The 25,686-nt window shown below is 41.9% G+C and carries 23 protein-coding genes; 8 read left to right on the top strand and 15 right to left on the bottom strand.

The features are described 5' to 3' along the window. Positions 1 to 11: 11 nt before the first annotated feature. Entirely contained in the window at positions 12 to 1,157 is a 1,146-nt protein-coding gene (locus tag HUJ21_RS13985) for a cysteine desulfurase family protein (protein ID WP_291370770.1), read from the top strand. A gap of 20 nt (positions 1,158 to 1,177) precedes the next feature. Here HUJ21_RS13985 and HUJ21_RS13980 read toward each other — a convergent pair whose 3' ends face one another. Then, a complete protein-coding gene (locus HUJ21_RS13980) occupies positions 1,178 to 2,071 on the bottom strand; it encodes a pyridoxal-phosphate dependent enzyme (RefSeq protein WP_291370867.1) in 894 nt (297 codons plus the stop codon). A 247-nt stretch (positions 2,072 to 2,318) separates the two neighbouring features. On the opposite strand from HUJ21_RS13980, the gene HUJ21_RS13975 reads away from it, so the two are divergent. The 4 genes from HUJ21_RS13975 to HUJ21_RS13960 all read left to right on the top strand — a co-directional run bounded on the left by HUJ21_RS13975 (position 2,319) and on the right by HUJ21_RS13960 (position 5,759). Continuing rightward, on the top strand, positions 2,319 to 2,960 hold the full coding sequence (locus HUJ21_RS13975; RefSeq protein WP_291370768.1) for a peptidoglycan DD-metalloendopeptidase family protein: 642 nt from the start codon (positions 2,319 to 2,321) through the stop codon (positions 2,958 to 2,960). Positions 2,961 to 2,980: 20 nt separating this feature from the next. Continuing rightward, positions 2,981 to 4,117 carry an amidohydrolase gene (locus HUJ21_RS13970; RefSeq protein WP_291370766.1) on the top strand — a complete coding sequence of 379 codons (1,137 nt, stop codon included), beginning with the start codon at positions 2,981 to 2,983 and terminating at the stop codon, positions 4,115 to 4,117. A 4-nt stretch (positions 4,118 to 4,121) separates the two neighbouring features. Then, positions 4,122 to 5,276 (top strand): alanine racemase, encoded by a 1,155-nt coding sequence (gene alr, locus HUJ21_RS13965; RefSeq protein ID WP_291370764.1) that lies wholly within the window; start codon positions 4,122 to 4,124, stop codon positions 5,274 to 5,276. Positions 5,277 to 5,354: 78 nt separating this feature from the next. Beyond that, positions 5,355 to 5,759, top strand: coding sequence for an META domain-containing protein (locus HUJ21_RS13960; protein ID WP_291370762.1), 405 nt, complete (start codon positions 5,355 to 5,357; stop codon positions 5,757 to 5,759). Positions 5,760 to 5,806: 47 nt separating this feature from the next. Here HUJ21_RS13960 and purU read toward each other — a convergent pair whose 3' ends face one another. The 4 genes from purU to rbfA all read right to left on the bottom strand — a co-directional run bounded on the left by purU (position 5,807) and on the right by rbfA (position 11,378). Further along, positions 5,807 to 6,661: a formyltetrahydrofolate deformylase gene (gene purU / locus HUJ21_RS13955; RefSeq protein WP_291370760.1), complete on the bottom strand. Its 855-nt coding sequence runs from the start codon at positions 6,659 to 6,661 to the stop codon at positions 5,807 to 5,809. A gap of 45 nt (positions 6,662 to 6,706) precedes the next feature. Further along, positions 6,707 to 9,643: an SNF2-related protein gene (locus HUJ21_RS13950; RefSeq protein WP_291370758.1), complete on the bottom strand. Its 2,937-nt coding sequence runs from the start codon at positions 9,641 to 9,643 to the stop codon at positions 6,707 to 6,709. Positions 9,644 to 9,753: 110 nt separating this feature from the next. Next, positions 9,754 to 10,977, bottom strand: coding sequence for an FtsX-like permease family protein (locus HUJ21_RS13945; RefSeq protein ID WP_291370757.1), 1,224 nt, complete (start codon positions 10,975 to 10,977; stop codon positions 9,754 to 9,756). A gap of 11 nt (positions 10,978 to 10,988) precedes the next feature. After that, positions 10,989 to 11,378, bottom strand: a complete 390-nt coding sequence (gene rbfA / locus HUJ21_RS13940) for a 30S ribosome-binding factor RbfA (RefSeq protein WP_166142061.1) — start codon at positions 11,376 to 11,378, stop codon at positions 10,989 to 10,991. A gap of 121 nt (positions 11,379 to 11,499) precedes the next feature. Between rbfA and HUJ21_RS13935 the strand changes: the two genes are divergently transcribed. Then, the gene (locus HUJ21_RS13935) at positions 11,500 to 12,864 is read left to right on the top strand and encodes a hypothetical protein (RefSeq protein ID WP_291370755.1); all 1,365 of its coding nucleotides are present in this window, start codon (positions 11,500 to 11,502) and stop codon (positions 12,862 to 12,864) included. Between the two features lie 41 nt (positions 12,865 to 12,905). On the opposite strand, the gene rpiB is transcribed toward HUJ21_RS13935, so the two are convergent. The 5 genes from rpiB to HUJ21_RS13910 form a co-directional block, all read right to left on the bottom strand. Further along, positions 12,906 to 13,340, bottom strand: a complete 435-nt coding sequence (rpiB, locus tag HUJ21_RS13930; RefSeq protein ID WP_291370753.1) for a ribose 5-phosphate isomerase B — start codon at positions 13,338 to 13,340, stop codon at positions 12,906 to 12,908. A 10-nt stretch (positions 13,341 to 13,350) separates the two neighbouring features. Next, the gene (gene tatC, locus HUJ21_RS13925; RefSeq protein WP_166142055.1) at positions 13,351 to 14,196 is read right to left on the bottom strand and encodes a twin-arginine translocase subunit TatC; all 846 of its coding nucleotides are present in this window, start codon (positions 14,194 to 14,196) and stop codon (positions 13,351 to 13,353) included. An 11-nt stretch (positions 14,197 to 14,207) separates the two neighbouring features. Beyond that, the gene (glyA, locus tag HUJ21_RS13920; protein WP_291370751.1) at positions 14,208 to 15,476 is read right to left on the bottom strand and encodes a serine hydroxymethyltransferase; all 1,269 of its coding nucleotides are present in this window, start codon (positions 15,474 to 15,476) and stop codon (positions 14,208 to 14,210) included. Between the two features lie 223 nt (positions 15,477 to 15,699). Continuing rightward, entirely contained in the window at positions 15,700 to 17,970 is a 2,271-nt protein-coding gene (locus HUJ21_RS13915) for a TonB-dependent receptor (protein WP_291370749.1), read from the bottom strand. 98 nt (positions 17,971 to 18,068) lie between these two features. After that, positions 18,069 to 18,446 (bottom strand): hypothetical protein, encoded by a 378-nt coding sequence (locus tag HUJ21_RS13910; RefSeq protein ID WP_291370747.1) that lies wholly within the window; start codon positions 18,444 to 18,446, stop codon positions 18,069 to 18,071. A gap of 157 nt (positions 18,447 to 18,603) precedes the next feature. On the opposite strand from HUJ21_RS13910, the gene HUJ21_RS13905 reads away from it, so the two are divergent. Together HUJ21_RS13905 and HUJ21_RS13900 are read left to right on the top strand one after the other, a co-directional pair. Then, positions 18,604 to 18,975, top strand: coding sequence for a UDP-glucuronosyltransferase (locus tag HUJ21_RS13905; protein WP_291370745.1), 372 nt, complete (start codon positions 18,604 to 18,606; stop codon positions 18,973 to 18,975). Positions 18,976 to 19,048: 73 nt separating this feature from the next. After that, positions 19,049 to 19,972: an AEC family transporter gene (locus HUJ21_RS13900; protein WP_291370743.1), complete on the top strand. Its 924-nt coding sequence runs from the start codon at positions 19,049 to 19,051 to the stop codon at positions 19,970 to 19,972. 2 nt (positions 19,973 to 19,974) lie between these two features. Here HUJ21_RS13900 and HUJ21_RS13895 read toward each other — a convergent pair whose 3' ends face one another. From HUJ21_RS13895 to HUJ21_RS13875, 5 genes are all read right to left on the bottom strand, one after another. Further along, the gene (locus tag HUJ21_RS13895) at positions 19,975 to 22,977 is read right to left on the bottom strand and encodes an AsmA-like C-terminal region-containing protein (RefSeq protein ID WP_291370741.1); all 3,003 of its coding nucleotides are present in this window, start codon (positions 22,975 to 22,977) and stop codon (positions 19,975 to 19,977) included. A 155-nt stretch (positions 22,978 to 23,132) separates the two neighbouring features. Beyond that, entirely contained in the window at positions 23,133 to 23,741 is a 609-nt protein-coding gene (locus HUJ21_RS13890; RefSeq protein ID WP_166142040.1) for an NAD(P)-binding domain-containing protein, read from the bottom strand. 222 nt (positions 23,742 to 23,963) lie between these two features. Beyond that, a complete protein-coding gene (locus tag HUJ21_RS13885; protein WP_291370739.1) occupies positions 23,964 to 24,758 on the bottom strand; it encodes an inositol monophosphatase family protein in 795 nt (264 codons plus the stop codon). 2 nt (positions 24,759 to 24,760) lie between these two features. Further along, positions 24,761 to 25,447 (bottom strand): 16S rRNA (cytidine(1402)-2'-O)-methyltransferase, encoded by a 687-nt coding sequence (rsmI, locus tag HUJ21_RS13880; protein ID WP_291370737.1) that lies wholly within the window; start codon positions 25,445 to 25,447, stop codon positions 24,761 to 24,763. Beyond that, the gene (locus tag HUJ21_RS13875) at positions 25,447 to 25,677 is read right to left on the bottom strand and encodes a 4a-hydroxytetrahydrobiopterin dehydratase (protein WP_291370735.1); all 231 of its coding nucleotides are present in this window, start codon (positions 25,675 to 25,677) and stop codon (positions 25,447 to 25,449) included. The genes rsmI and HUJ21_RS13875 overlap by 1 nt, the downstream gene beginning before the upstream one ends. Positions 25,678 to 25,686 lie beyond the last annotated feature (9 nt).

The raw sequence follows: 25,686 nt of genomic DNA, 5'->3' as shown, positions 1-25,686 counted from the left end.
CTTTCTTTTTTATGCCAGATCTGTCATCCATATATTTTGATAATGCGGCCACTACCCCAATGGATGAAAGGGTCCTGGAAGCCATGTTGCCCTACTTTACCTCCAATTTTGGTAACCCATCTTCCGTTCACAGCCACGGTAGAAATGCCAGGGTAGAATTGGAGAAAGCCAGAAAGAAAATTGCCGCACTGCTTCATGCCAGTCCCGGGGAAATCACCTTTACTTCTGGTGGTACTGAAGCAGACAACACGGCCATTTTGGGGGCCATTGCCGCCTATGATATCCAACACATCATTACTTCCCCTCTGGAGCATCATGCTGTACTGCATGTGGTGGAGCAGGTTGCCAAAAGTAAAAACATCCGGTTAAGTTTGCTCAAGGTTGATGAGCATGGAATTATTGACCTGAATGAATTGGAAGAATTGCTTCAGAATAAGGCCAGCACAATGGTAAGCCTGATGCACGGCAACAATGAAATTGGAAATGTATCAGATCTCAAAACCATTTCAGACCTCTGTCAGCGCCATTCAGCTTATTTTCACTCTGACACCGTACAGACTGTAGGACATTATCCATTGGATTTACAAAGCCTCCCTGTCCATGCCATTGCCGGTTCTGCCCATAAATTTCACGGTCCCAAGGGGGTTGGATTTTTATATACCAATAAAAACAAAAAGATACCTCCAATGATCGCAGGAGGGTCTCAGGAAAGAAATATGAGAGGTGGTACAGAAAACATTGCTGCCATCATCGGAATGGCCCAGGCTTTGGAGATTGCTGTTCAACATCAGACCCATCACCGGGAGGAAGTGGAAGCCTTAAAAAAATACTTTAAAAAAGAAATCCTGGCCGCCATCCCCGGGATTGCTTTCAATGGATTATCAGGAGACCTGGGAAATAGCCTCTATACCGTGCTAAATATAAGCTTTCCACCATCAGACACCAATCAGGGCATGTTGTTGTTTCATCTTGATTTGGCAGGTATTTCTGCTTCAGGAGGGTCTGCCTGCAGCAGTGGTGCCAGGTTGGGCTCACATGTTTTACAGGGGATTGGCGCTGACGCTTCCAGGGAAAATGTCCGGTTTTCTTTTAGCCGTTTTAATACCAGGGAAGAAGTTGATTATACTGTGAATCAATTGAAGGAATTATACGCTTGAATCTATTTTCAAAAAGCTATTTACTTAAAAGGAAGCCTGGTCAAATCCACATTTCCTCCAGATAATATTATCCCCACCTCCTTACCCTGAAAATGCGATTTGTTTTTCAATAAAGTTGCCAGAGGAACAGCACAACTGGGTTCGATCACAATCTTCATCCTTTCATAAATCAATCTCATGGCAGCAATGATCTCAGCATCATTTACGGTAAGGATATCGGTTACATATTTGGAGATAATTTCAAAATTGATCAGACCCAACGAAGTAAGTAGTCCATCAGCAATGGTATCCGGGCTTTCCATGGGAATTCTTTTTCCAGCCATAAAAGATCTTTTGGCATCGTCGGCTCCTTCGGGTTCGGCACCGATCACTGCCGTCCGGGGAGAATAATAATGGCTGGCCAGGGCTGTCCCTGACAACAGTCCCCCTCCTCCTACCGGTGCCATCAACACATCCAGGGACAATCCCTCCTCAAAAATCTCATAAGCACAGGTGGCCTGTCCCTCTATTACATCGGAATGGTCATAGGGTGGAATGAAGGTGGCCTGATACCTGTCAACCAATTCTTTCAAGCGCTCTTCTCTGGCCTGAAGGTTTGGGGCACACTCAAATATCTCTCCTCCATATTCTTTTACTGCCTGCTTCTTTATCTCCGGTGCATTAGCCGGCATGACGATGTAGGCGGGAATACCGGCCTCAGCAGCCGCTCGGGCAAGGGCCGCGGCATGGTTTCCCGAAGAATGGGTTGCTACACCATTTTTACGGTCAGATTCGGACAATTTAAGGACTGCATTGGCAGCACCCCTGGCCTTAAAAGCTCCTACCTTCTGAAAATTTTCACATTTAAAAAAAATCTGGCATCCTGCCAATTTATTGATTGCCGAAGAACGCAGCAGTGGGGTCCAGTGGATCATATGATCAATTCTGGACCTGGTCTCCACTATGCTTTGCCTGTCTATGTCTTGCCAATTTCCCATTAACCAAAATTGCACATTATTTGGATAAGCAGCAATAGCAGAATTATTTTTTGCATTGAGGCAAAAAAGGCAATGCCGGGAATATCCTGATTTAACTATAATCCCTATATTGAAAATTCATTTTCAAACACCTGTATTGCTTTAAATTAAAATGCCCGAAAACCCCACTCAGTTTTTTCCAATCATGGGAGAAACCCTTAACGAAAAAAACGCAATGTACCTGGATATGAGTGCCCAAAATCAGGCATTGCAGGAAATTGATTTGATGGATAGCCATGCATTTTCGTCTCATATTCAAGATATTTTAACGTATAAGCAAAAAAAATTCGCTTTGGGCGGCTATGCCGAAAACCGAGCCATTTACAGGCGAAGTCAGGTCTTTGCCCAGGAGGGTGCCCTATTCAGGAATATCCATCTGGGAGTAGACATTTGGTCAGAATCCGGCGCAATGGTTTTTTGTCCACTTGATGGCCGAGTTCACAGCTATAAAGACAACATGGGTTTTGGAAATTATGGCCCTACCCTTATCTTGGAACACTATTTGGAGGGACAGGTGATATATAGTCTCTACGGACACCTTAGCAGGACAGACTTGAAATACCTAAAGCCAGGACAGGTTTTTTTGGGTGGAGAAAAAATCGGACATTTGGGTGATACAGAAGAGAATGGTCACTGGCCTCCCCATTTACACTTTCAATTGATCCATGACATGGAAAACAGGAAAGGGGATTATCCCGGAGTATGTGCGGAAAAAGAAATTGAAAAGTACCTGAACAATTGCCCGGACCCCCACCTCTGGCTAGGGCTTCCGGTACTTTCTTTTTAAAAATTTAAAATGAATTGTTGATGAAGGATTCCGATAAGCTAAAAAAAATAATTGACTTAAGAAAAAACCTACACCGGAAACCTGAGGTTTCCGGAAATGAAGCCGGCACCTCTGCGATAATCAAAGCCTTTTTAAAAGAGTTGGAGCCGGATGAGATCGTTGAAGAACTTGGCCCATATGGGCTCGCAGCAGTGTTTAAGGGGGAACAAAAAGGGCCCACTACCCTGATCCGCGCAGAGCTAGATGCACTGCCCATTCCGGAAATAGGAAAGATTGCTCATAAAAGTGTCCACCCGGGAATTTCTCATACCTGCGGGCATGACGGACACATGGCCATTGTTTGTGGAGTAGGACTGAATTTGTCCAAAAACCGGCCAAAGAAAGGAAAGGTGGTCCTTATTTTTCAACCCTCAGAAGAAACGGGTATGGGTGCCGCCCAGGTTATCAGCTCAGAAAATTACAAAAAGATAAAGCCTGATTATGCCTTTGCCCTGCATAACCTGCCCGGCCATGAAAAAAATGAAATCGTTTTAAAAAAGGGGGCTTTTACAGCAGCATCAAAGGGCATGACCATAGCGCTCAAAGGCAGGACCAGTCATGCCGCCCATCCAGAGGATGGCCTGAGCCCCGCCGAAGCCATGTGTAAATTGATTATTGGCTTGCAGAAATTGCCTGAAAACATTCAGGATTTCTCGCTTGTCACCATCATTCATGCTCAGTTAGGTGAAGTAGCCTTTGGAACTACCCCGGGAAATGCCTTGGTTATGGCCACATTGAGAACCTTTGAAAATGAAACCATGGCTTCACTGACCCAATATGCAGAAAGGTTGGCTGAATTGATCGCCAAAGAAAGCGGGCTTGAGTTTTCCATCAGCTATTGTGAGGAATTTGAAGCCGTGGTCAACGACACGGAGCCCTGGGAACTGGTAAATGAATCGGCAAAGGAATTACAGTTAAAGACAAAACATATTCGCATTCCCTTTCGCTGGTCTGAGGATTTTGGTAAATTTTCCACCCTTACCAACAGCTTGCTATTCGGACTTGGATCCGGGAAAAAACAACCCCAATTACACGAAGGCCACTATGACTTCCCTGATGCAATTATTCCGACCGGAATAGCTGTTTTTACGAAGATTATCGAAAAATTAAACCACTGACCGCATGGTGCACACTTCATATATTGAAATCAGCAGAAGTGCCTATAAAAACAATATTAAATTCATTAAAAGCCAGGTTGGGTCCCATGTGACCATATCCTCTGTAGTAAAAGGAAATGCATACGGTCATGGAATAGAAAATGCTGTGAAAATAGCTGAAGCGACAGGAATAAGGCATTTTAGTACTTTCAGCACTGATGAAGCCATACGCGTAAAAGACGCTTCTACAAAAAAAAGTGAAATCATGATCATGGGCATGGTAGAAAATGAAAACCTGTCTTATTTAATCGCCAATGAAATCAGTTTTTATGTTTTTGAAATGGACCGGCTTCAGGCGGCCATCCATACCAGTAAGGTATTGGGAAAAAAAGCAAAAATCCATGTAGAGGTGGAAACCGGATTTCACAGGACAGGTTTTGAGTGGGAAGAAAGAATCGCCTTGGCAGACACCATCCAAAAAAACAAGGAGAATTTACAGCTTTGTGGTCTTTGCACCCACTATGCGGGGGCAGAGAGTATCGCCAATTATGTGAGAATACAGGAGCAAATTAAGGTATATCATGAATTTAAACAGTGGTTTCATGAGAAAAGACTCTATTTTGACAAGTACCATACTGCCTGTTCAGCTGCATCGCTAAGTTATCCCGAGACCATCATGGATATGGTCCGGATAGGCATTGCCCAATATGGGTTCTGGCCTAGCCAGGAAACCTACATGTTGAAATTCAAACAGCTTGCCCCAAATATGAAAAACCCGCTCAAAAGACTGATCAGCTGGAAAAGTCATGTTATGAGTGTCAAAAATGTTAAAATTGGTGATTTTATCGGTTATGGGAACAGCTACATGGCTTCCAGAAACATGACCATTGCCCTGGTGCCCATCGGGTATTGTCATGGCTTTAGCCGAAACCTGAGCAATTTGGGCAAAGTCCTGATCCAGGGTAAAATCCTACCGGTAGTGGGTACAGTGACCATGAACGCCATTTCAGTGGATGTTACAGATTTGAAGTCTGTAACAAAAGGTGACGAAGTGGTCATTATTGGCAGGCAGAGAAGAAATGAAATTACAGTGGCTTCCTTTGGAGAATCAGTTCAACAAGTGAATTACGAACTATTGACACGACTTCCACACGATATTCCGAGAAAAATAATTTCCTAATGCCTTTTTAGAATGGTATTTGTGGCATCACAGTGAGAAATAAATCGAATTGTATTTAAATTAAACGACTAAATTATCATGAAATACCTTCAAATATCATTTGTATTGTTCACCTTCGTTACCCTTTTGGCTTCATGCGGTTCGGAACCTGTAGAATTATCTGATCATGAATGGAAAGTAACAGAAGTGACCGGGTCATCCGCTACCAAGGAAACGATGGAGAACTTATCTCTCATCTTTAAGGAAGGACAGGAAATTGGAGGTTTCGCAGGATGCAACGACTACAGGGGAGGCGCTACCTATAACCAGGAACAAATCAAGTTCTCCACCCTATATGCAGACAATGAATCCTGTGATTATAGCAGCCTGGAAAAAAGGTTTCTCTCTAACCTTGAATCCAGTGTCAGTTATACCTACAATGCCGGTAAGCTTATATTATATGATGAAGGAGGAAATATTTTGGTAGAAATGGAGAAAAACTAAAGCAGGGGTTGATTGAAACCCCGCTTCCACCACTCAGTAGATCCGGTTCATGTGAATATGATGGTCCTGTTGCCGACCACTTTTATTTTTTGTACCAAATGGTATTTGATCGCTTTGGAGAGTACCACTTTCTCCACATCCTGGCCAATCTGAACCAACTCATCTACCGTATTGTGGTGCCTGACCCTGGCGACTTCCTGCTCAATGATGGGGCCTGCATCCAGTTCTTCCGTTACGTAATGGGCAGTGGCGCCAATAATTTTTACTCCTCGTTTATAGGCTGCATGATAAGGTTTCGCACCCACAAAAGCCGGCAAAAAGGAATGGTGTATATTGATAACTTTGTTGGGATAATTTTTGATAAAGTCAGCTGACAAAATTTGCATGTATCTTGCCAGGACAATAAAATCGATATTATTTTCCCTGAGCAATTGGATCTGCTTTTCTTCCTGGGATGCCTTGTTGGATTTGTTTATGGGAAGGTGATAAAACGGAATTCCGAAAGCCTTGACTATAGGTTCAAGGTCTGCATGATTCGATATGACAAGTGGTATCTCCACATCAAATTGTCCGGAGTAATACCTGCTCAGGATATCAAATAGACAGTGTGACAATTTGGAAACAAACAATGCCATCCTCGGCTTGGGAAAATTAAAGAATAGCGAATAATCCATTTCAAACCTTTCACCCACCTGTCTGCCAAAAACATCAAGGATATGATCCTTTGGAATATCAAAGGAATCAAGCTCCCATTCGGCCCGCATAAAAAAATCTCCCAGTTCCTCATCGATGTACTGGTCTATAGCCAGAATATTTCCATTGTTTTCGTAGAGAAATTGGGAAACGGCTGCAACAATGCCTTTACTGTCTTTGCATTGTATGATAAGAATAGCTGTATGCATGCGTTATCTTACTTCGATTGTGAGCTAATTACCAGAAAACTTTTATCAGGCAAGAAGGGCAGAAATATCTTCCTGACTGAGACTTTTGATAAAGCTTTCTTCTGTGCTGATCAGTTCCCCTGCCAATGCCATTTTCCTCTCCTGTAGCGCCATGATCTTTTCTTCCACAGTATTTCTGGTAATGAATTTGTAAATGATTACTTTATTTTGCTGGCCAATCCGGTGTGCCCTGTCTATGGCTTGTGTCTCTACTGCAGGATTCCACCAGGGATCCAGCAGAAATACATATTCTGCCTTTGTCAGGTTAAGACCCACCCCACCTGCTTTTAAAGAAATGAGGAAAACCTGAATGGAGGGATCCTCCTGAAAAGCATTGACCTGAGCCTGCCGGTCTTTGGTAGCCCCATCCAGATAGGCAAATGGAATCTGCTCCTCCTGTAAAAATGATTTTACTATACCCAAATGCCTAACAAACTGGCTAAAAATCAATACTTTGTGTCCTTCACTAACAGTGGACTTTACCATATGGGTGATGTCTTCCAATTTTCCAGAATCGCCAGAGTAATTTTCATCAGCCATTTTTGGATGATTGGCCATTTGCCTAAGTTGCATCAAACCCCTCAGTAGGGTCAGTGATTTTTGGGACATTCCCGGCAGGGCCATTTCATTCATGATTTTTTCCCGGTAATAGCCTTTGACTTCCTCATAGGCCGTTTCCTGTGCATCAGTCATGGTGGAATACTGCACATTGATCACCTTTTCAGGAAGATCTGTAGCTACCTGAGACTTTAACCTCCTTAAAATAAAGGGTTTGATCAATACATTTAATTTAAGAATTTTATCCTTATCGTTTTTCTTTTCTATAGGCAGTAAAAACTGTTTCTTAAAAGCTGCTTGTCCACCCAAAAGCCCCCTGTTGATAAAATTCATTTGTGACCAGAGATCCATTGTGCCATTTTCAACAGGAGTACCTGTAAGGATTAATTTATGCTTGCTTTTCAGCTGTACGACTGCCTTTGAAATAATGCTATCGGGATTTTTGATGGCCTGGGATTCATCCAGTATAATATAATTGAAATAAAATTCTTTCAATACATCAATATCCAGACGGGTTATGCCGTAGGAAGTCAAAATCAGGTCATATTGTCCAAATTGTGTGCAATCTTTAACCCTTTGTGTACCTGTATAAATTAAAATTTTAAGCTTCGGCGTAAATTTCCTGGCTTCAAGTTCCCAATTATAAATCAATGAAGTAGGCATTACCAACAGCGAAGTAGTCCCTTCGGATCTTTCTTTCTCCATAGCAAGCAATGCAAGTGTCTGCACCGTCTTTCCCAAACCCATGTCATCTGCCAGACAACCTCCGAAATTGTATTCATTCAAAAACCGCATCCAATTGTATCCTGCCTTTTGGTAGGGCCTGAGTTTTCCCTTGAAATAATCGGATAATTGGTAGTCATCAATAGTAGAAAAATCTTTTAGTTTCTGTAACCTTTCACTTAAAGATAGTTGAATCAGATTGCCCTTTTCAAGTTCCTGTGCCAGGGCAATATGGTGCTTCTTCAGCTTAAAATTACCAATCTCCGACTCGCCTTCTTCCATAAAGGAAAATATCTCTCCGTAATTGACAAACCAGGATTTGGGAATGATGGCAATTTCATGGTTTGGAAGCTCAATCTCGGTTTTTCCTTTCATGAGCATTTTTCTGAATTTTAAAAAAGGAATTTCAACATCACCAAACATGACAGTAGCCTCAACATCAAACCAATCAATCTTTTCCTTGATGCTAACATTAATTTTGGCAGCACCGATGAAATATTTTTTACCCTTTTCATTGCTGGTCTGTTGAATCCTGACTCCAAGATCATCCAATTCCGGCCTGTGGTTGATGATCCAGTCGTAGGCTTCCCTTTTTTTCATGGAATGCCGGCCATACTTTACAGGTAACCCGTTGTTCTTAAGCAAATCTCCGTAAAACCGTTCTTTGGGCAAGTCTCTAACCACCTTGTAAAAAGTATAGTCATCGCCATTTTTTTCCAGTTCAACATTGCTCGGTCTGGCCTGATCGGCACGGAATGTAAAATCCCCATAATTAAAGCGGAGGTCAAAAACCATTTTTTCCTCTTCCTCATCTGCGATTTCTTTTCCAAACATATCGACCGTGGGATTACCCGGTAAATCTCCCAAAAAAAGTACGGGTTGTGGGTTCGACCGCTCTACTTTTATTTCAAAACCTTTGGCAAATACATCAAAGGAAGCCACAAGTTGGGTAACAAATTTCTTGTAATACGATTCCTCAACTTTTTTGGGTATTACTATGAATTTTTTATTCAGGAACGGCATTAATTTTTTACCGTCCACATCTTTCTCAAAGCTAAAAAGACGTGATTCTACTACCAACCAGGCAGGTTGATGACAAATCAAATAACTGCCTTTGTACTGCCATTCCAATTTTTCATCTTGGTATTTCAGGGTGGGAAAATAATGGGTATTCTCCTCATTTCTTCGAAAATGAAACAACACAGAGGCTTTTTCCGGCATTATGGAGATCTCCTTCCAAACAGGATTACCATCATTACCCATTTCAAAAAGTCTTTTGTGCTTGATTTTTTCCAAAATTTGAGACCTGGTCAGTTCCAGTCTTCCTTCTATAAGTTTTTGGATTTCCTTATTGGCCTGGGTAGGATTTGCATCATCAAATACCTTCCTCAAAAATTCCTTGGGCTTATGATTTTTAGCATTAAACTTTTTGACAACAGCCTCTTGCTGCATACTGTCCATCAGCCGGATCAATTCAAAATCAGTTTCGTCTATCTTTTCCTTAAATTCGCCCGCATTTTGATAGGAAATATTTTGGTAGGCAAATGACAACCTTCCTTTTTCATCCAATTGAATTGCAAAAGATTCAAAAAGAATGCCCAAAAACTCATGACTGAACAAGGAGTATACGATTTCAAATGGCTTATCAGAAGCTACTTTCATTTAAACATTTTTTGAACAAAGTCGAAATTATTGTTTGCTGTTTTTGAAATTGGCAGTTTGCAAATTACAGAAATATTTAAAAAAAATAAACAAATCCTACACTTATTCCCCTATAAATGCATGGTAGTTTTTACCTTTGAAGCAATTAAGGCTGGTCTGTAAGAGGCGATGAGGGTGATGACTACCACACTTAGACTGGTATAAAGAAAATCCGTCCAGCGCATTTTTACGGGATAGGCATCTACAATGGAAGAAGTAACACCCAATGAAACCAATCCGTAACTGTCCTGTACCCAACAGATAAGAAATCCCAGCAACAAGCCTATTAAAGCACCGGAAAATGCGATAATTGCGCCTTCTTTTAAATAAATGGATCTGATAAACTTTTGAGTCCCCCCCATGGCCATTAGCACTGCTATGTCTTTTTTCTTTTCGATAGCCAACATGCTCAAAGAAAAAAATATATTAAAAGAGGCAACCGCCAAAATAAATGTTAGGGTAAGAAATACAAATAATTTTTCCAACCTGATGGTCATCAGCAGACTTGCATGTTGTTCGTTGCTGTCATTGACCAAAAATTCTTCTCCCAAATGATCCCTGAGATTTGATTTTACATTGTCTATGGAAAATCCATCCGCTACTTTTATTTCAAGGGCCGATCTCTTATTGCCATATTCCAATAGATCCGCAGCAAAATCCAGAGGAACAATCAGGTATTCATCATCATATTGTTTTTCTATGCTGAAAATGCCAGCAGGTTGAATGACACTTCTATTGTACATGCTGCTGGGATCAATACTCCCTGCTCTAGGTTCCTTGGGATAAAAAACCTGCATCAATTCAAAATCATCATCCAAATCCAGTAACAAAAAATAAGAAAGGCCGCGACCTAAAATAGCCTGGGGACGATCCCCCTCTCCCAAACTCATTTCACCGGAAAAATATCCTTTTTCAAAACGATTCTGCTTCAGGAAATTCTCAGAAACTCCTTTTAAGGTGGCCACTACCTGATGCTCTCCATACCTCACCAAGGCATTGTCCTCGATCACTTCTGTCAATATCTCAACACCATCCATACCGCTTATCTCAGACAGAAAATCATCATTGACCTCAAATGATTTTCCCATGACTGGCATAACCTTTAGGTCCGCATCAAATGAAGCATATAAGCCCTTGATAAGGCCTTCAAGACCATTAAAAACCGATAATACCACCACTAATGCCATGGTGCCTACTGCCACCCCAATCATAGAGATTCTGGATAGAACAGTAATGAAGTTTTTTTTCTCTTTACTTCTAAAATATCTGGCCGCTATGAAATAAGAAAGGTTCAAATGATTTTTAACTAGTCATTAATCTCATCATCGGATTCATCCTCATCCGCATCTTCCGGAATATCCAATTTGGAAATAACTTCATCCATATGCTGGGCATAGGCGGCAGATTCATCCAGGTAAAAAACCAGCTCAGGAATAATCCTCACAGATTTACCAATCCTATTTCCCAGAAACTTCCTAATCTGTCCCTTGTTATCATTGATCCTGGAAAAAAGTGCATCGTTATCGGCCAATAAAAAACTGAGGTTTACCTTGGCTACTCCCAGATCAGGGCTTATCAAAACCCTGGTCACGGTTACCATAGCCTTACCTACCAATGGCTTTCCTTCGCGTTGAAATATTTCCCCCAACTCTTTTTGAATCAATTTGGAATATTTTTGCTGTCTCTTACTTTCCATTTTAAAATATTTATTACTAGCAAATTTAGTGAAATATCCGGGTAACCTTTAATTTCGTATATTGAGTTTTAAACAAATACTAATCTTGCTGGAATTTTTCAAATTAAATGATCCATTGCGGATGATCGGAATCTTTTTCCTTTTCATTTTATTCCGCATTCCTTATTACCTGATGGATATACCCATCACTCAACCTGAACTGCTATGGCAATTATTGGGAGAAAGGCTTTCCGCCGGGAATTTACATTTTGTAGATACCATTGACAGTACCGGTCCCTTTTCTGCCTGGATCTACGGATTAAACCATATATTATTCGGTAATTCGCTCACTTCCTTTTCCATCATCTCCTTTTTGCTCATTTTGTTTCAGGTCTTTTATATCAATGAATTGCTGATTAGAATCAATGCCTATGAAGAGGCCAACTACCTTCCTGCTTTTATCATGGTCATTCTGTACCAGCTGTCCTTCGATTTCATGACCTTATCCCCCGCATTGATGGGAAACACCTTTATCCTATTGGCACTTGGGCAACTGCTCCGGCTGACTGCCATTAATGCTAACCCTGTTCCTTCTATTTTGTTGATGGGAATTTGGGGGGGAATTGCTTTCTGTTTTCATTTTTCTTACCTGGCACTGCTTCCTTTCCTCATCCTGACAGGCCTATTGGTAAACGGTTTTTCTTTTCAGCAATTGAATCTTTTGCTGGCCTCATACCTTTTGCCAATCGCTTTTTGTGCTGTTTATTATTTTTGGAAAGATAGTTTATCCGAATTTTTCCACTTGTATGTTGTTTTGGGACTGAAGATAGACCGACTTTATCATGTGGATATAAAAGACCTGCTATACATTTTTTCGCTACCATTGGCCCTGGCACTGATCGGTTATTTTTCAAATAACCTGACACACCGCATGAATGTGAACCAACAAAAACAAAATCAATTGTTTTTGTTCTTTTTGCTTTTCAATATAAGTGCATTTTTCCTAATGGAAAGGATCAGCCCCTACCAGTTTATTACCATTATTCCGGCCATTACATACTTCACCACACACCTGTTTACCATTAGCAGCAAGCGAATGGTCCGGCAGACCATAGCTTATGGTTTTCTTTTGATTATCCCTTTTATTGGCTATAGCTGGGTTTTTTACCAAAAAAACGAAACTTCCTTTAAGCGATACAAAATCGATCTATCTGAAAGCTCTTCCATTCCGGAAGAAACCGCAGTGATGGTTCTGGGAAACAATCAAAACATCTATTATCAAACCAAAGCAGCAAGTCCCTATCTGAATTTCAGGCTAACCCGCATATATTTTGACGGAATGAGCGAAATGGAAAGAAAAGTAAGGATTTATCAGGACCTCAAAAAAGAATCACCCGAACTGATCATAGACGAAGAAAAGCTCTTTGAGCAATGGGTCAGAGACATTCCCATTTTCGAATCCCTATACCAGCAGGATGGTCCTGGACATTACAGAAAAATCAGGTAAATCACAGGTACAGGAATAATCAGAAACAAGAGATTGGGAGTTCAACAAGGTATTTTGTTGACTCTCCTGGCATGCCTTCCACCCTCAAAAGCAGTGTCCAGGAAAATGCTGGCCATTTTTTCTGCCAACTCAAAGGACACAAACCTTGCGGGAATGGCAATCAGGTTGGCATCATTGTGCTGCCTGGCCAATGCCGCAAGTTCTTCGTTCCAACAAATCGCCGCCCGGATTTCCTGATGCTTATTCGCAGTAATGGCCACACCGTTGCCACTGCCACAAATGATTATTCCCCGAAAAAATTCACCGGAAACTACAGCCTGGCATAATGGGTGTACATAATCTGGATAATCTACCGATTCATCGGTAAAAGGCCCGAAATCCTTGACCTCATATCCTTTACTTTCCAATATTTTAATCAGATCCTGTTTGTAGGCAAACCCTGCGTGGTCTCCCCCGATGGCTATTTTCTTTGACATCACTTATGCATTAAAATCCGTTCTCTAAATCTTCTTTTCTACGCTTTTTCTCCAATCTTTTGGCAATGATGATTCCTGCCTCATATAGCACCAATATGGGCATGGCTATAAGAATCTGGCTGATTACATCCGGAGGGGTAATCAATGCCGACAAAACCAGAATCACCACTATGGCATGCCTTCTGTAAGTCTTCAGCATCAACGAAGAAACCAAACCTGCCTGGGTAAGAAAATAGATGACAATGGGCAACTGAAACATCACCGCTGATGCCAATACCAACATGGCCAAAGTGGACACATAGGAGGTAATGTCAAATTCATTGGCAATGGAGGGATCCAATTGGTAATTGGACAGGAAATTAATAGAAAGGGGAGAAAGTATATAATAACCGAAAGCTGCTCCAAGAAAAAACAAAAGACTGACAAAAAAGACAGCGCCGCGAGCAGCATTTTTTTCCTTGTCATACAGGCCCGGACTGATAAACCGCCATACTTCCCAAAAAACGTAGGGAAAAGCTGCAATTAACCCCACCACCAAACTAGAGGTAATGTGCATGGAAAACTGACCTGTCATCTGACGGCTTTGAATAATAAAAGGCAATTTCTCAATACAAAGTGCCGGCAGGGAGAAAAAATCCGAGACCTGACACAACACCCTGTAGGTGATGAAGTCTATTTTGGAAGGACCCAGGATTACCTGGCCAAAAACGAAGCTCTTGGAAAGAAATGCCAATACCATGAATACCAGTATAGCAGAAATGGAACGCAGTAAATGCCAGCGAAGTTGTTCCAAATGGTCCAAAAAGGACATTCCGTTATCTTCTTCCTCTTCTTCTTTGTATTGATCAAGTGCCACTTAATTCTTATTTAGTATAAAGGAAATTGAACCATCCACTCATTAACCGATGCTTTGACATCCTTCAAAGCAGCATCATCTTCATGATGCATTAACGATTGATCTATCAATTCCACAATTTTTTTCATATCGGCTTCTTTCAACCCTCTTGTTGTCACGGCCGCTGTGCCTATCCGCATGCCTGAAGTTACGAAGGGGGATTTGGTGTCAAAAGGTACCATGTTTTTGTTAATGGTAATATCCACTTTACCCAAGGTCTCCTCCGCAATTTTACCTGTCAGGTTTTTATTTCTTAAATCAATCAACATCAGATGGTTATCAGTTCCTCCTGATATCAACTGATACCCTTTTTGTACGAAAGCTTCTGCCATTTCTGCGGCATTTTTCTTCACCTGCAATACATATTGCATGTATTCATCAGAAAGTGCTTCCTGAAAGGCAATGGCTTTTGCAGCAATGATGTGCTCCAGTGGCCCTCCCTGTGTGCCTGGAAATACTCCTGAGTCCAGAATAGATGACATTTTTCTTAACTCTCCTTTTGGGGTTTTGATTCCAAACGGGTTGGGAAAATCCTCCCGCATCAATATCAATCCTCCACGGGGGCCCCTTAATGTTTTATGCGTGGTAGTTGTGACTACATGACAATACTCCAGAGGATCATTCAATAAGCCCCTGGCTATCAATCCAGATGGGTGAGAGATATCAGCCAATAGAATCGCTCCAACCTGATCTGCCACTGACCGGAGCCTTTCATAGTCCCAGTCTCTGCTGTAAGCAGATGCACCACAGATGATTAATTTGGGTTTGACTTCCAGGGCTCTTTTCTCAACTTTATCATAGTCTATCAGCCCGGTTGATTCTTCCACGCCATAAAAGTGTGGTTCATATAATTTTCCGGAAAAATTTACGGGAGAACCATGGGTAAGGTGTCCGCCGTGCGAAAGGTCAAATCCCAAAATAGCATCACCTGCATTCAGACAGGCTAAAAACACGGCAGCATTGGCCTGAGCTCCGGAATGGGGCTGTACATTGGCCCATGTGGCCCCAAAAAGCTCTTTTGCCCTGTCTATGGCTATTTGCTCAATGCTATCAACTACCTCGCAGCCTCCGTAGTACCTTTTTCCCGGAAGTCCTTCAGCATACTTATTGGTCAGCACACTGCCAGCCGCCTCCATTACTTGTTTACTTGTGAAATTTTCTGAGGCGATCAGCTCTATTCCTCTCTTTTGGCGGTCTTCTTCCTTTGCGATCAGGTCAAATATCAGTTGATCTCTTTTCATGTAATGATCTTGTCATTTTAGCGCTGCAAACCTCAGCCAAATGCGGTAAGGTCTGGCATATGCAAACAGGTTTAATTCAAATTCGAATGCCAAAATTACTTCTAAACTATCTATAATCCAATTGTCTTTTCATTTTGATTGGCATTAAAATCAATAATTATGTTCCTCCCCCATTAGATGGAAGGAGGATTGAAATTTAGCTTATGCTTCCCTAATTTTCAGGTCAAAATTTAACCTGAAGGTTCAAAGAGATGTTTCTGCCTATTTGATTTATACCGAAGGGCCTGTATAAGGACATATGGTCCAGATAGTTGGTGTTCAATACATTATTTGCTGACACAAATACATTCATCTCCTGTTGCCAAATTTGGAAGCCGCTTCCCAAATGAACACCCAAAAGATAATACCCAGGGGTGGCATCCTCCAGTGGCGCAGGACGGTTTTGATCCAATACCAAACTTCCTGTCAGGTTTACATAGGGATTCAATAACTTCCCTATGCTATTAAGACTTAAATTCAGGTCCTGATTCCAGCGAAAAGCTGGTATGTAGGGCAGGTAAGATTGATCAGACTGCCTCCTGCCTATGACGATACTGTAAGAAGTGTTTCCGGAAAGCCAGGGAACTGCCGCAGGATGAAGCTCCAAAAAAGCCTCTCCCCCAAACAGTCTGGCATTGTCCTGCTCAAAACTCCAAACGGTCAAGTCCCCCACTTTTTCTTCGGTGGGAGCAAAATAAATATAATTGTTAACCACATTGTAAAAACCCTCCAATGACAAGGAGAAATCGGCAGACCTGTACCTGATTCCCAGATCGGATTGTATGTTCTGCTCCCGCTCAAAACCTGCACTTCCCCGCTCAAATCTGGCTGTCCCGGGATGGGGGCCATTGGAATAAAGTTCCGCCAAATCAGGAGCCCGGAAGCCTGAAGCTACATTTAACCTAAACCTCCATTTATCAGAGGGCCTGAAAGTAGCGCCTCCACTTGCCGTCAATCCATCAAAAGACCTGCTGAGCATCCGATCCTCAGGTAAACCAGGCAGTTCAAAACCATAATCAATAAAATTGGCTCCGCTGGCATCCGCAGTGACCTTGCGGTAATCGTACCGGATGCCACCCTGCAAAACCCATTTGGCATTGGCATAATTGATCAGGGCATAGGCAGAACGGTCATCTTTTGTCGCATCAGGAATCAATATTTCTGCAGCATTTACATCATTATTGGTATTCAGGTAAAATCCCTGTATGCCGAATATGGTTTCGGTATCCTTATTTAGGGACTTATAATACTTGATATCGTACATGAAATTGGTCTGCCTGAGCCCCAAGTCGACCTGATCAAAATCCTCCTCTGTCTCCTCCCTGAAATTCCAATGGTATCCAAAAGTCGCTTTTATCTTATCTTCTCCCAGAAATAAATTGGTTTCCGAATTTAGGAAGTGATCAGCAACCTGCTGAAACGGCAATTGAGGGCTTCTATCATTCCGGCTTGTAACCAATAGCTCCTGGTTGTTTTCGTCCAAAATACCCAACTCCTGTTTCAGATAAGTGTACCTCAACCGGGTATCTCCCCAATTTTTCCGCAATCCCAAACCTGCTTTGATGTTTTCGGTGTTGAATCGGGTATTTCCTACCGTCTTCCCTGAGCCATCCAAATAGTCTGCATGGGACTCGGCTGCTCCTCTGACAGACCAGAAAAACCCTTTTTCTCCTGCTCCTTTAACACCTGTCTCGAGGCGTCGGCCCAGGGAATTGCCATACATGCGGAGATTCACATCTCCGGCTATTTCGCCGGAAGCTGCATCAGGGTCTTCTATAAGGTTAACTACTCCAGCCATGGCTCCTGAACCGTAAATGATGGATGCCGGCCCTTTGATGATTTCTACACCAGAAAGACCAGTCTCCGTTAATCCCAAGCCATGGTCTGCTCCCCATTGCTGGTTTTCGAACCTGGCCCCCTGGTAAACAGACAAAACCCGGCTAAAGGACAATCCCCTTATAACCGGTTTGCTGATACCTGGACCTAAAGATACCTCGCTAACTCCAGGTGTTTTGGCCAAAGCTGTCATCAGACTGGGTGCAGGATTCTTTAAAATAGCTCCCCTGTTAACTTTTTCAATTGAAATAGGGGAACTTTCTCTACCCATCACATACACTCCGGACACCACCACTTCATCTACAGTGGTCGTTGCAGACTCCATAGCCATTTCAAGGGGATACTCTTGCCTGGAAGGATTTACCTTGGACAATTCGGTAGCATATCCCAGGAAGGAAAACTGAAAAGTAAGGTTCCGGGACGGAAGATTACCCACCGAAAACCAGCCCTGTTCATCAGATACGGTCCCTCTGCTTAATTCTGGAATAAAAACGGTAACCCCGGGTAAAGGTAAATTGGTTTCAGCATCCTTGATAGTACCGGAAACGGCATTATTTTGCCCCTGAACAGTGGAAAGGCCAATGGAAAGGCCTACCATCAGGGATAGTATAATTTTCATGTTTTTTGTTTTGTGAATTAAAGAATGAACCACCCCCAAAATCGCTTTCCGGTAGGGATAGCCTTTAAAAGGTGAGTCCTGACATGCCCAAACCAATATCAGGGCATAGAAGAAATGAAAAAAAACAATGGTGGACCTCTAAGAGATAACTTTTCCCTGATCTGAAGACCAGGACTTTCAAGAAGGATAAACGGACTGGGAACCTCAAATACTCCACTTGCTCCAGCAATAAAACCCCAGATCTCCGGAACAAAGAATTGGGCATGGGTAAGCATATCCAGCAGGATGAGCTCATTTTCTGAATGCTCCCTGTTTTGCTCCTCTTCTTCAGATAAAAAAGGATGTGCATGCCTGATAGTCTCCCCCGTTTCCAGGTCATGCTCGTGGTAAAAAACCACACTATTGAGAAGCATCAGATGGACCAGGACCAATAGTCCAAAGCTTACAGGGGGCAATATTTTTCTGATAAATCTCAATGTATCCGGTACTAATGCCCAAATTTAAACAATATTACCTGACTGAACAACAAAAATGAAAGATATGTCTTATATTTTATTTAGTCTTGGCTAACTTTTAACCTGAAATGATTTTTCATTTCGAATTAGCTGGTAAAACTCCTATATTTGTCCCAGGATGAATTTCGATTACAAACCGGAAACATACTTTAACGGAACAGGAGCAAGTTCACTTTTGGTCAAACTAACCTACCCGGAAAGTCAATGGGGAGAAGAAATCTGTATTTTTGCCACTGCACTAGATGGTGAAATTTTCTTCGAAATCATTGACTTTTACGGAAATGAATACAAAACCAAGCCAGAATACAGCGATGGTCCCCTTCCACTTCAAGAACTTATTTTGCTGGTAGAGTCCCTTGAAGTAGATCCTGATTCAGAAATGGGCAATATCAATCAAACATTGAAGGGAATCCCTGTTGCCGAAAGCAAATTGTATCCCGAACTGAAGGCTTATTTCAATCAAAAGAGAGCTCATTTTGGATACATCTGATTTTCCAGCGTTTTTTTAACCTGCCGTGGGTATTTCCTGCGCATTCATCTAATTTTGGAACCTATATCTACCCATGGCCAACATACTACTTGTTATCATTTCTATTTTGGTGGGCATCTTACTGCAAAGGATCCGGGAGTTTCCCACTGATGCCCCCAAAGCCCTTAATGCTTACCTGATTTATGTGGTGCTGCCTGCCGTTTCCCTGCTGCATATTTCCAAACTGGAGCTCAGCTTGTCCCTGCTTTTGCCCATTTCTGTTGCCTGGATTGTTTTTTCCCTAAGCTGGTTACTTTTTGGTTACCTGGGAAAAAAATTTGACTGGAAAAGAAATACCATTGGCTGCCTGATCATATGTGGGGGCCTATCCAATACAGGATTTGTTGGTTATCCTATCATAGAAGCAATTTATGGCATTGAGGGCTTGAAAATTGCTGTTTTGGTAGATCAGCCGGGATCATTTCTGGTGGTTAGCAGTCTGGCCATCATTGTGGCTTCCATCTATGGTGAAGAAAAAATGCGTAAAAGAGATATTTCTAAGAAAATGCTGCTCTTCCCACCCTTCTTGTTTTTTATTTTGGCCTTGTTGCTCAACCTGTTTCAAGTGGAGATCAGAGGAATGGTGGAACATGTTCTGAGGAGTTTTTCTGCTACCCTTACACCGATAGCATTGATCGCCGTAGGGCTGCAAATCAAAATCAGGCCTCAAGATATCAAAGACAATTTCCTTTGGTTTGGTTTAGCGCATAAACTATTCCTGATTCCCCTGGTGATTTTTCTGATTTATTTCTGGATACTTGGGGATAGTCCTGCGCAAAACCTTATTTTTAAGGTAAGTGTCATGGAAGCGGCCATGGCTTCCATGATTACCTCATCCATCATCGCAACTAACTTTAACCTCAGGCCAAAACTTGCTTCGCTCCTGGTAGGCATAGGCATACCCCTGTCATTTTTTACTTTGGCAGGCTGGTATTACCTATTGGAATATCTTCGATAAGATTATTCCGGGTTTGGTTTTTCGGGTTCAGCTGTTTTCTTCCTGTTGGTAAACCCTTTTAACAAGTTTTTAACTTCATCCACTGCTTTTTCCTTAGATGATTCAATTAGTTTTTCCGCTTCTTTTTCCACACTATCCCTGGCCACACGAGCCTTCTCACTGATTTCCTGTTTCAGGCTATCTTCCTTGGCTTTAAATTCAGCAGCAATTTGTTCCTGAACATTTTCCTTTTCATTGGTCAACCTGCTTTTCAAGGTATTTGCAAGGTAGCTTTCCAAATTATCAGCAGAGGCCAGGCTTACCTCAGGTTTACTGTAACTACCCCCAACATTGAAAGTAAGTGGAATGGTTGTATTGGAAAGGTCTGTTCCTAAAGCTCCAGATACAAGGTTGTTGATTTGCGAACCGAATTTATTGGCTGGAACATCTACTGCCACCAGATAGTTGATTCTACCATCGAAACCGGTACTTCCCTGAATCCTTGTAGGGTAATCCCAAAGTTGTAACTCAAAGGGGGCGATATTCAACATCCCATCGACGATTTCAGCGCTGATATTCAAGGGTTTCAATCGCAGGGTGGCAGCATCGTTCAGTTTGGTAATGCTGGTAATCCCCTGAATAATAGGACTATCTCTGATGGCTGTCTCGGCCAGTCGAATGAGGCCTTTTCCATCCAGGCTAGACAATACCGGCATCATATCCTGACCCAATAACCCGGAAAATGAAAACTTCGTTGAAAAATTACCGGTAACATGTTGTGCAATGGGCGCGAATGCCCGAACCGTTACAAATGACTGGAAAGCCTCCTGAACCCCCAGGCTGCTAATGTCCAGTGTCATATCAAAGGAAGGGTGCAAGATATCTCTGGTATTGTAAGAACCATCAAAAGCAAGAGATCCACCAAGAGTTTTTGTCTTGAATCCTTCCAGTCGCAGTACAGCATCTTTAAGGTGCATGCTCCCGCTGGCATCTTCGAGGGTAAGGTTGTCATAGGTAATACGATCCGCTTCAACTTTCATCCTAAAATCAATATTGGCTGGTAATGCCACCAATTCCAGGGATGTAGTATCTGCATCAGTATCTTCCGAATCCGTCATCCACTCATTGACATTGAAATTACTGGAATAAAGGTTGAGATCACCTTTCAATTCCTGTCCGGCTTCACCCAGAAGGTAAGCCATGTAATTGGACAAGGTCCCATTGGCTTGTACCGGGCTTTTCCCAAACCTGGCATCCATGGAAGAAAGCTGGATGGCCTGTGGGCCAAACTCAGTACTGGCTTCATGAATGCGTATTCCCTGGGGATACTCCGGATCCGCATAGTAAAAATCACTTACTTTTAATTCACCACTTGTGGCCAATTGATTAAACCGTTTCTTTTCGATGGCCTCATAACTTCCACTTGCATCTATGTCAGCCTGAATTCTTCCCTCCAAAACCATTTCCTCCAGAGGTAAAATAGAAGCCATCTTTCCCAAATCTAAAGCACCATGAATAGAAAAATCATAATTCAATGCTTCCAAATTATCGATTAAAAGTTTCCCTGTTATCGTCTCCTCCTCCAATTCAAATCCAAAAGAAGACACATTCACTGTCAGATCCTTCATCTGCCCGGTTTTATTCAAGGCCATGGCCTTCACATTTATATTATTCAGGGGTGCTGGATAGGCATTGCTTTTGATAAATCCATCACTAAGGGAAACTTCAGCATCTATTTTTGGAATTTCCCCCGAAAGGGTATCATATCTCCCAGCTGCATCTACATCAATGGCCAACCTACCTTTTAACTCCATGTCTTCCAAAGGAAAAATAGCTGTCATCTCTAACAGGTCCAATGTTCCCTTAAGCTTGGCATCCATTTCATAGTTGACAAGGTCTTTCAGCATAAAACTACCAATGAAAGGCTGGTTTCCAAATTCCAGGGAAAATTTAGAGAGATTAATAGATGTGTAATCCAGATTACCTGATTCATTGAGTACCGTCAAATCCATGTTGACATGCTGCACGGGTCTGGGAAGTTCCGGGTATTGAAACATGCCATCATCGATGTTAAGGTTAAACTGGAAAGCCGGAAAGGAACTCTCGTTGTACACTCCCTTGACCATTCCGGAAAAATCCATTTCGCCCGAAGTGTTCAGATCCTGAAAGGATTCCGAGTAAATCCCAGGGACCAAAGACAACACACTCCTGAAATCATTGTTATCGCCATTAAAACGAACGTCTACTTCTATATCATCAGCGGGCAAGGCCAAAAATCCATCCACTCCAAAACCAAATTCATTGAGAGTAAGATTGGCATCCTTGGCTGCAAACCGCATCTCATTCAAGTCCACATTGATTTTCGAATCAATGGTCATCTTCTTCTTTGTGAGGTATTCAATACCTTCGTAGCTGAGGTTGACAATATTTCCCCCACCGGTCAGGTCCAGGTCGTAAACATCTGTGCTGAGCTCACCACTACCCTCCAGGTTCATATCTGACAAAACCATTATATAATCCAGGCTGCGGTCATCATAGATAAAATTCAGGTTGCGAACCTCAATCAAATCAATACCCAACTGAAAAGCGGAAGGAGTGGCTTCCGCTACTTCCTCCTCTTCATTTTCAAACATGATGTCATAATTGGCCATTCCGTCTTCCAGCACCTTGACATAAATTTCACCATCCAGCAGGTGAATGCCTTTCAGGCTGGGGTTGTCATCAAAAATTACAGACCAGATATCCAGGTCAACCTGCATTCTTCCCAGATGGACCAGTGTGTCATTTTGGAATGGGGAGTTCCCCTTGATTCCAAATTCACCCATACCGGCTGTCAATTGAGGGAAATTTTTAAAAACACTCAGACTGAGCATATCACGGTCATAATAGACCTGTGCGTTTACAGTCTTCGCCAGTTCCTGGTCCAATTTGTTAAAAATCTCATCCTTAAATAAATAAGGAACTGCCGCCAGTACCACCATCAGAATGGCAAATACGGCAATAACGATAAACAAAAGCTTTTTCATAAGTTGAGAATTTTCTAAAAATTACAATACGTAATCACTTTGATATATACGCATTTCTACCAATAAGGTATACGGAATTAATTATCACAAAAACGATACCGATCACATGCAGGAAATTGGTACAGGCTAAAAAATTACAATAAAATTCAATAATATCAAACTGACATCAGTCGAAAATGGCAATCCCCGGATTTGGCCATTGAAATTTCCTTACTGAGGTGGTAAACCGCTTCCAGGAGACAGGCATTTTTAATCATTCCCGCATCAATGGCTTTAAACCCTATCAGCTCAATGAGCTTCTTTAACAGTTGCTTGTCATTGGTGTTATCCCCACAAAAATAAGTTTCCTTAATCAATTCTAAAGGATCTGATTTAGGGTAATCCAATCCTAAATTATTAAAAGCTTTAAAAATTCTTTGATATCCTGTTTTTTCCCTGATATAGGTAGTATTACATTCCAGACTTTCGTCATGCACCCCATTGGTACTGTCAATGTACAATTTATCAGGGGAACCGTATTGTTTCAGGTAATCACAAACAACGGGCAAAAACTCATTCTCACAACAAATGATCACCACATCGGAAGCGGATATGGCATCCGCATAATTTAAAACATAGTGGTTTTGCATCTTGAGTATTTTCCACTCCACTTTTCTGGTACTAAAACCTTCTCTCACACCAAAAACCACATCCATTCCTCTGCCGATAAATTTATTACCCAAATTGGTCGCCAGGTTCGTACCACCTAAAATTCCTATATTCATCTTGATATATTGTTAAACTGATAAGCAGCAATCAACAATTTCTTTCAGTCTTAGCTGGGATAGACCTGGGTGATCAGCTTGTTAAATTGTCTGCTCTTATAAGTAAATGAAAGCTAATCAATTATAGTGAAAATACAAATTATTTTTTCACAGGCGAAATAATTTTTTTCAAATTACCTTTTTTGCATTTAATCACAATATCATATAGTCAAATATTTCTTCCTAAAATGCAAAATGCTCTTGAACGGCATCCAGCAGCTCTTTATGAACTTTTCCGTTGCTCGCCAGTATTTGTCGTCCGAAAATAAAATCATTACCTCCCTTTAAATCCGTTACTTTTCCTCCGGCCTGTTGGACGATCAGGGTCCCAGCAGCAACATCATAGGATTGTAAATTGTATTCCAGATAGCCTTCCACCCTACCACAGGCTACATAGCAAAGATCAACTGCAGCCGATCCCAGCCGCCTTAATCCATGGCTATTTTGAAGGAAAAACTTTAGCAAGTCTAAATACTTGTCGGTTTTCCCACCATCATCATACGGGAATCCGGTAGCCACCAGGCTATTGGCCAGGTGAACTGACTTACTAACCCCGATGGGTTTACCATTACAAGTGGAAACGGATCCTTTGTACGCGACAAAACACTGGTCAAGATTGATCTCGTAAACCACTCCCACCAGAATTTCGTTGCGATTTGCCAGGGCAATGGAAACTGCATACACAGGAATCCCATGTACAAAATTGGTGGTGCCATCCAGGGGATCTACAATCCAGGTCAATTCTTTCCCGGAATCAGCCTTAGTGCCTTCCTCTGTAATGAAACCAGCATGTGGCAAAATTTTACTTAACCCCTGAACTATCAATTCTTCAGCCCCTTTATCTACGTAGGAGACCAAATCGTTAAAGCCCTTTTGCTCCACTTTATCTTTATTGAAAGTCGCTCCTTCTTCCCGAATAAAAGCTCCGGCTTGCCGGGCAAGTTCCGCAACATTTTGACTGATCTTTTCTAAATCCATATTTATTCTTTTCCGGCAACAGTAAGTACTATCTCCCCTTTTAAAGTGTGCTCCTGATAGTAATTTAACAACTCAATAAGACTTCCCCTGATATTTTCTTCATGCAATTTTGTAATTTCTCTGCTCACACAGGCCTGCCTTTCGGGACCAAAGGCTTCTGATAGCTGTTGCAGGGTTTTCAACAGGCGATAAGGGGATTCATAAAAGACCATGGTCCGGCTTTCCGATATCAAAGATTCAATTCTGGTTTTTCTGCCTTTTTTATGCGGCAAAAAACCCTCAAATACAAATCGATCGTTTGGTAGACCGGAATTGACGAGTGCAGGGATAATGGCTGTGGCCCCGGGTAAACTACAAATTTCGAAACCAGCAGCAATACTTTCCCTTACGAGTAAAAACCCAGGATCAGAAATACCAGGTGTGCCTGCATCGGTTACCAATGCGAAAACCATACCGTCTGCCATCCTATCCAAAATACGGGAAACATTTTTATGTTCGTTATGGATGTGATAGCTTTCCAATGGACGCCTGATGTCAAAATGTTTCAGCAATTTTCCTGAAGTCCTGGTATCTTCCGCCAATATGACATCTGCTTCTTTCAATACATCCAGGGCTCGTAAAGTAATGTCTTTCAGGTTTCCTATCGGAGTGGGAACCAAATACAAACGAATGGAGGAACCCTCATCCATCAATTCAACTCGTCAATGGCTTTTGCCAATTTCCTGTCCTTCTCGGTGATGGTATTCCCCTTATCGTGCGTGGTCAATTCAATGTCTACTTTATTGTACACATTGCTCCAATTAGGGTGATGACCATAGGCTTCTGCCAAAAAGGCTACCCTTGTCATAAAGGCAAATGCCTCTGTAAAATCTTTAAATTCAAAAGTTTGCTTCAATTTATTATTCTCTTCTTTCCACATAAATAGGTT

It is taken from the genome of Cyclobacterium sp. (assembly GCF_014762705.1).
Lineage (GTDB): Bacteria > Bacteroidota > Bacteroidia > Cytophagales > Cyclobacteriaceae > Cyclobacterium.
This window is presented reverse-complemented; position numbering and strand designations above follow the sequence as displayed.

Bases quoted from the DNA above. Each gene is read 5' to 3' on its own strand.
- purU (WP_291370760.1), bottom strand. From the start codon at position 6,661: ATGCATACAGCTATTCTTATCATACAATGCAAAGACAGTAAAGGCATT.
- HUJ21_RS13970 (WP_291370766.1), top strand. From the start codon at position 2,981: ATGAAGGATTCCGATAAGCTAAAAAAAATAATTGACTTAAGAAAAAAC.
- rpiB (WP_291370753.1), bottom strand. From the start codon at position 13,340: ATGTCAAAGAAAATAGCCATCGGGGGAGACCACGCAGGGTTTGCCTAC.
- HUJ21_RS13975 (WP_291370768.1), top strand. From the start codon at position 2,319: ATGGGAGAAACCCTTAACGAAAAAAACGCAATGTACCTGGATATGAGT.
- HUJ21_RS13960 (WP_291370762.1), top strand. From the start codon at position 5,355: ATGAAATACCTTCAAATATCATTTGTATTGTTCACCTTCGTTACCCTT.
- glyA (WP_291370751.1), bottom strand. From the start codon at position 15,476: ATGAAAAGAGATCAACTGATATTTGACCTGATCGCAAAGGAAGAAGAC.
- HUJ21_RS13895 (WP_291370741.1), bottom strand. From the start codon at position 22,977: ATGAAAAAGCTTTTGTTTATCGTTATTGCCGTATTTGCCATTCTGATG.
- HUJ21_RS13900 (WP_291370743.1), top strand. From the start codon at position 19,049: ATGGCCAACATACTACTTGTTATCATTTCTATTTTGGTGGGCATCTTA.
- HUJ21_RS13980 (WP_291370867.1), bottom strand. From the start codon at position 2,071: ATGATCCACTGGACCCCACTGCTGCGTTCTTCGGCAATCAATAAATTG.
- HUJ21_RS13950 (WP_291370758.1), bottom strand. From the start codon at position 9,643: ATGAAAGTAGCTTCTGATAAGCCATTTGAAATCGTATACTCCTTGTTC.
- HUJ21_RS13985 (WP_291370770.1), top strand. From the start codon at position 12: ATGCCAGATCTGTCATCCATATATTTTGATAATGCGGCCACTACCCCA.
- HUJ21_RS13905 (WP_291370745.1), top strand. From the start codon at position 18,604: ATGAATTTCGATTACAAACCGGAAACATACTTTAACGGAACAGGAGCA.
- rbfA (WP_166142061.1), bottom strand. From the start codon at position 11,378: ATGGAAAGTAAGAGACAGCAAAAATATTCCAAATTGATTCAAAAAGAG.
- HUJ21_RS13890 (WP_166142040.1), bottom strand. From the start codon at position 23,741: ATGAATATAGGAATTTTAGGTGGTACGAACCTGGCGACCAATTTGGGT.
- HUJ21_RS13885 (WP_291370739.1), bottom strand. From the start codon at position 24,758: ATGGATTTAGAAAAGATCAGTCAAAATGTTGCGGAACTTGCCCGGCAA.
- HUJ21_RS13935 (WP_291370755.1), top strand. From the start codon at position 11,500: ATGATCGGAATCTTTTTCCTTTTCATTTTATTCCGCATTCCTTATTAC.
- rsmI (WP_291370737.1), bottom strand. From the start codon at position 25,447: ATGGATGAGGGTTCCTCCATTCGTTTGTATTTGGTTCCCACTCCGATA.
- HUJ21_RS13875 (WP_291370735.1), bottom strand. From the start codon at position 25,677: ATGTGGAAAGAAGAGAATAATAAATTGAAGCAAACTTTTGAATTTAAA.
- HUJ21_RS13915 (WP_291370749.1), bottom strand. From the start codon at position 17,970: ATGAAAATTATACTATCCCTGATGGTAGGCCTTTCCATTGGCCTTTCC.
- alr (WP_291370764.1), top strand. From the start codon at position 4,122: ATGGTGCACACTTCATATATTGAAATCAGCAGAAGTGCCTATAAAAAC.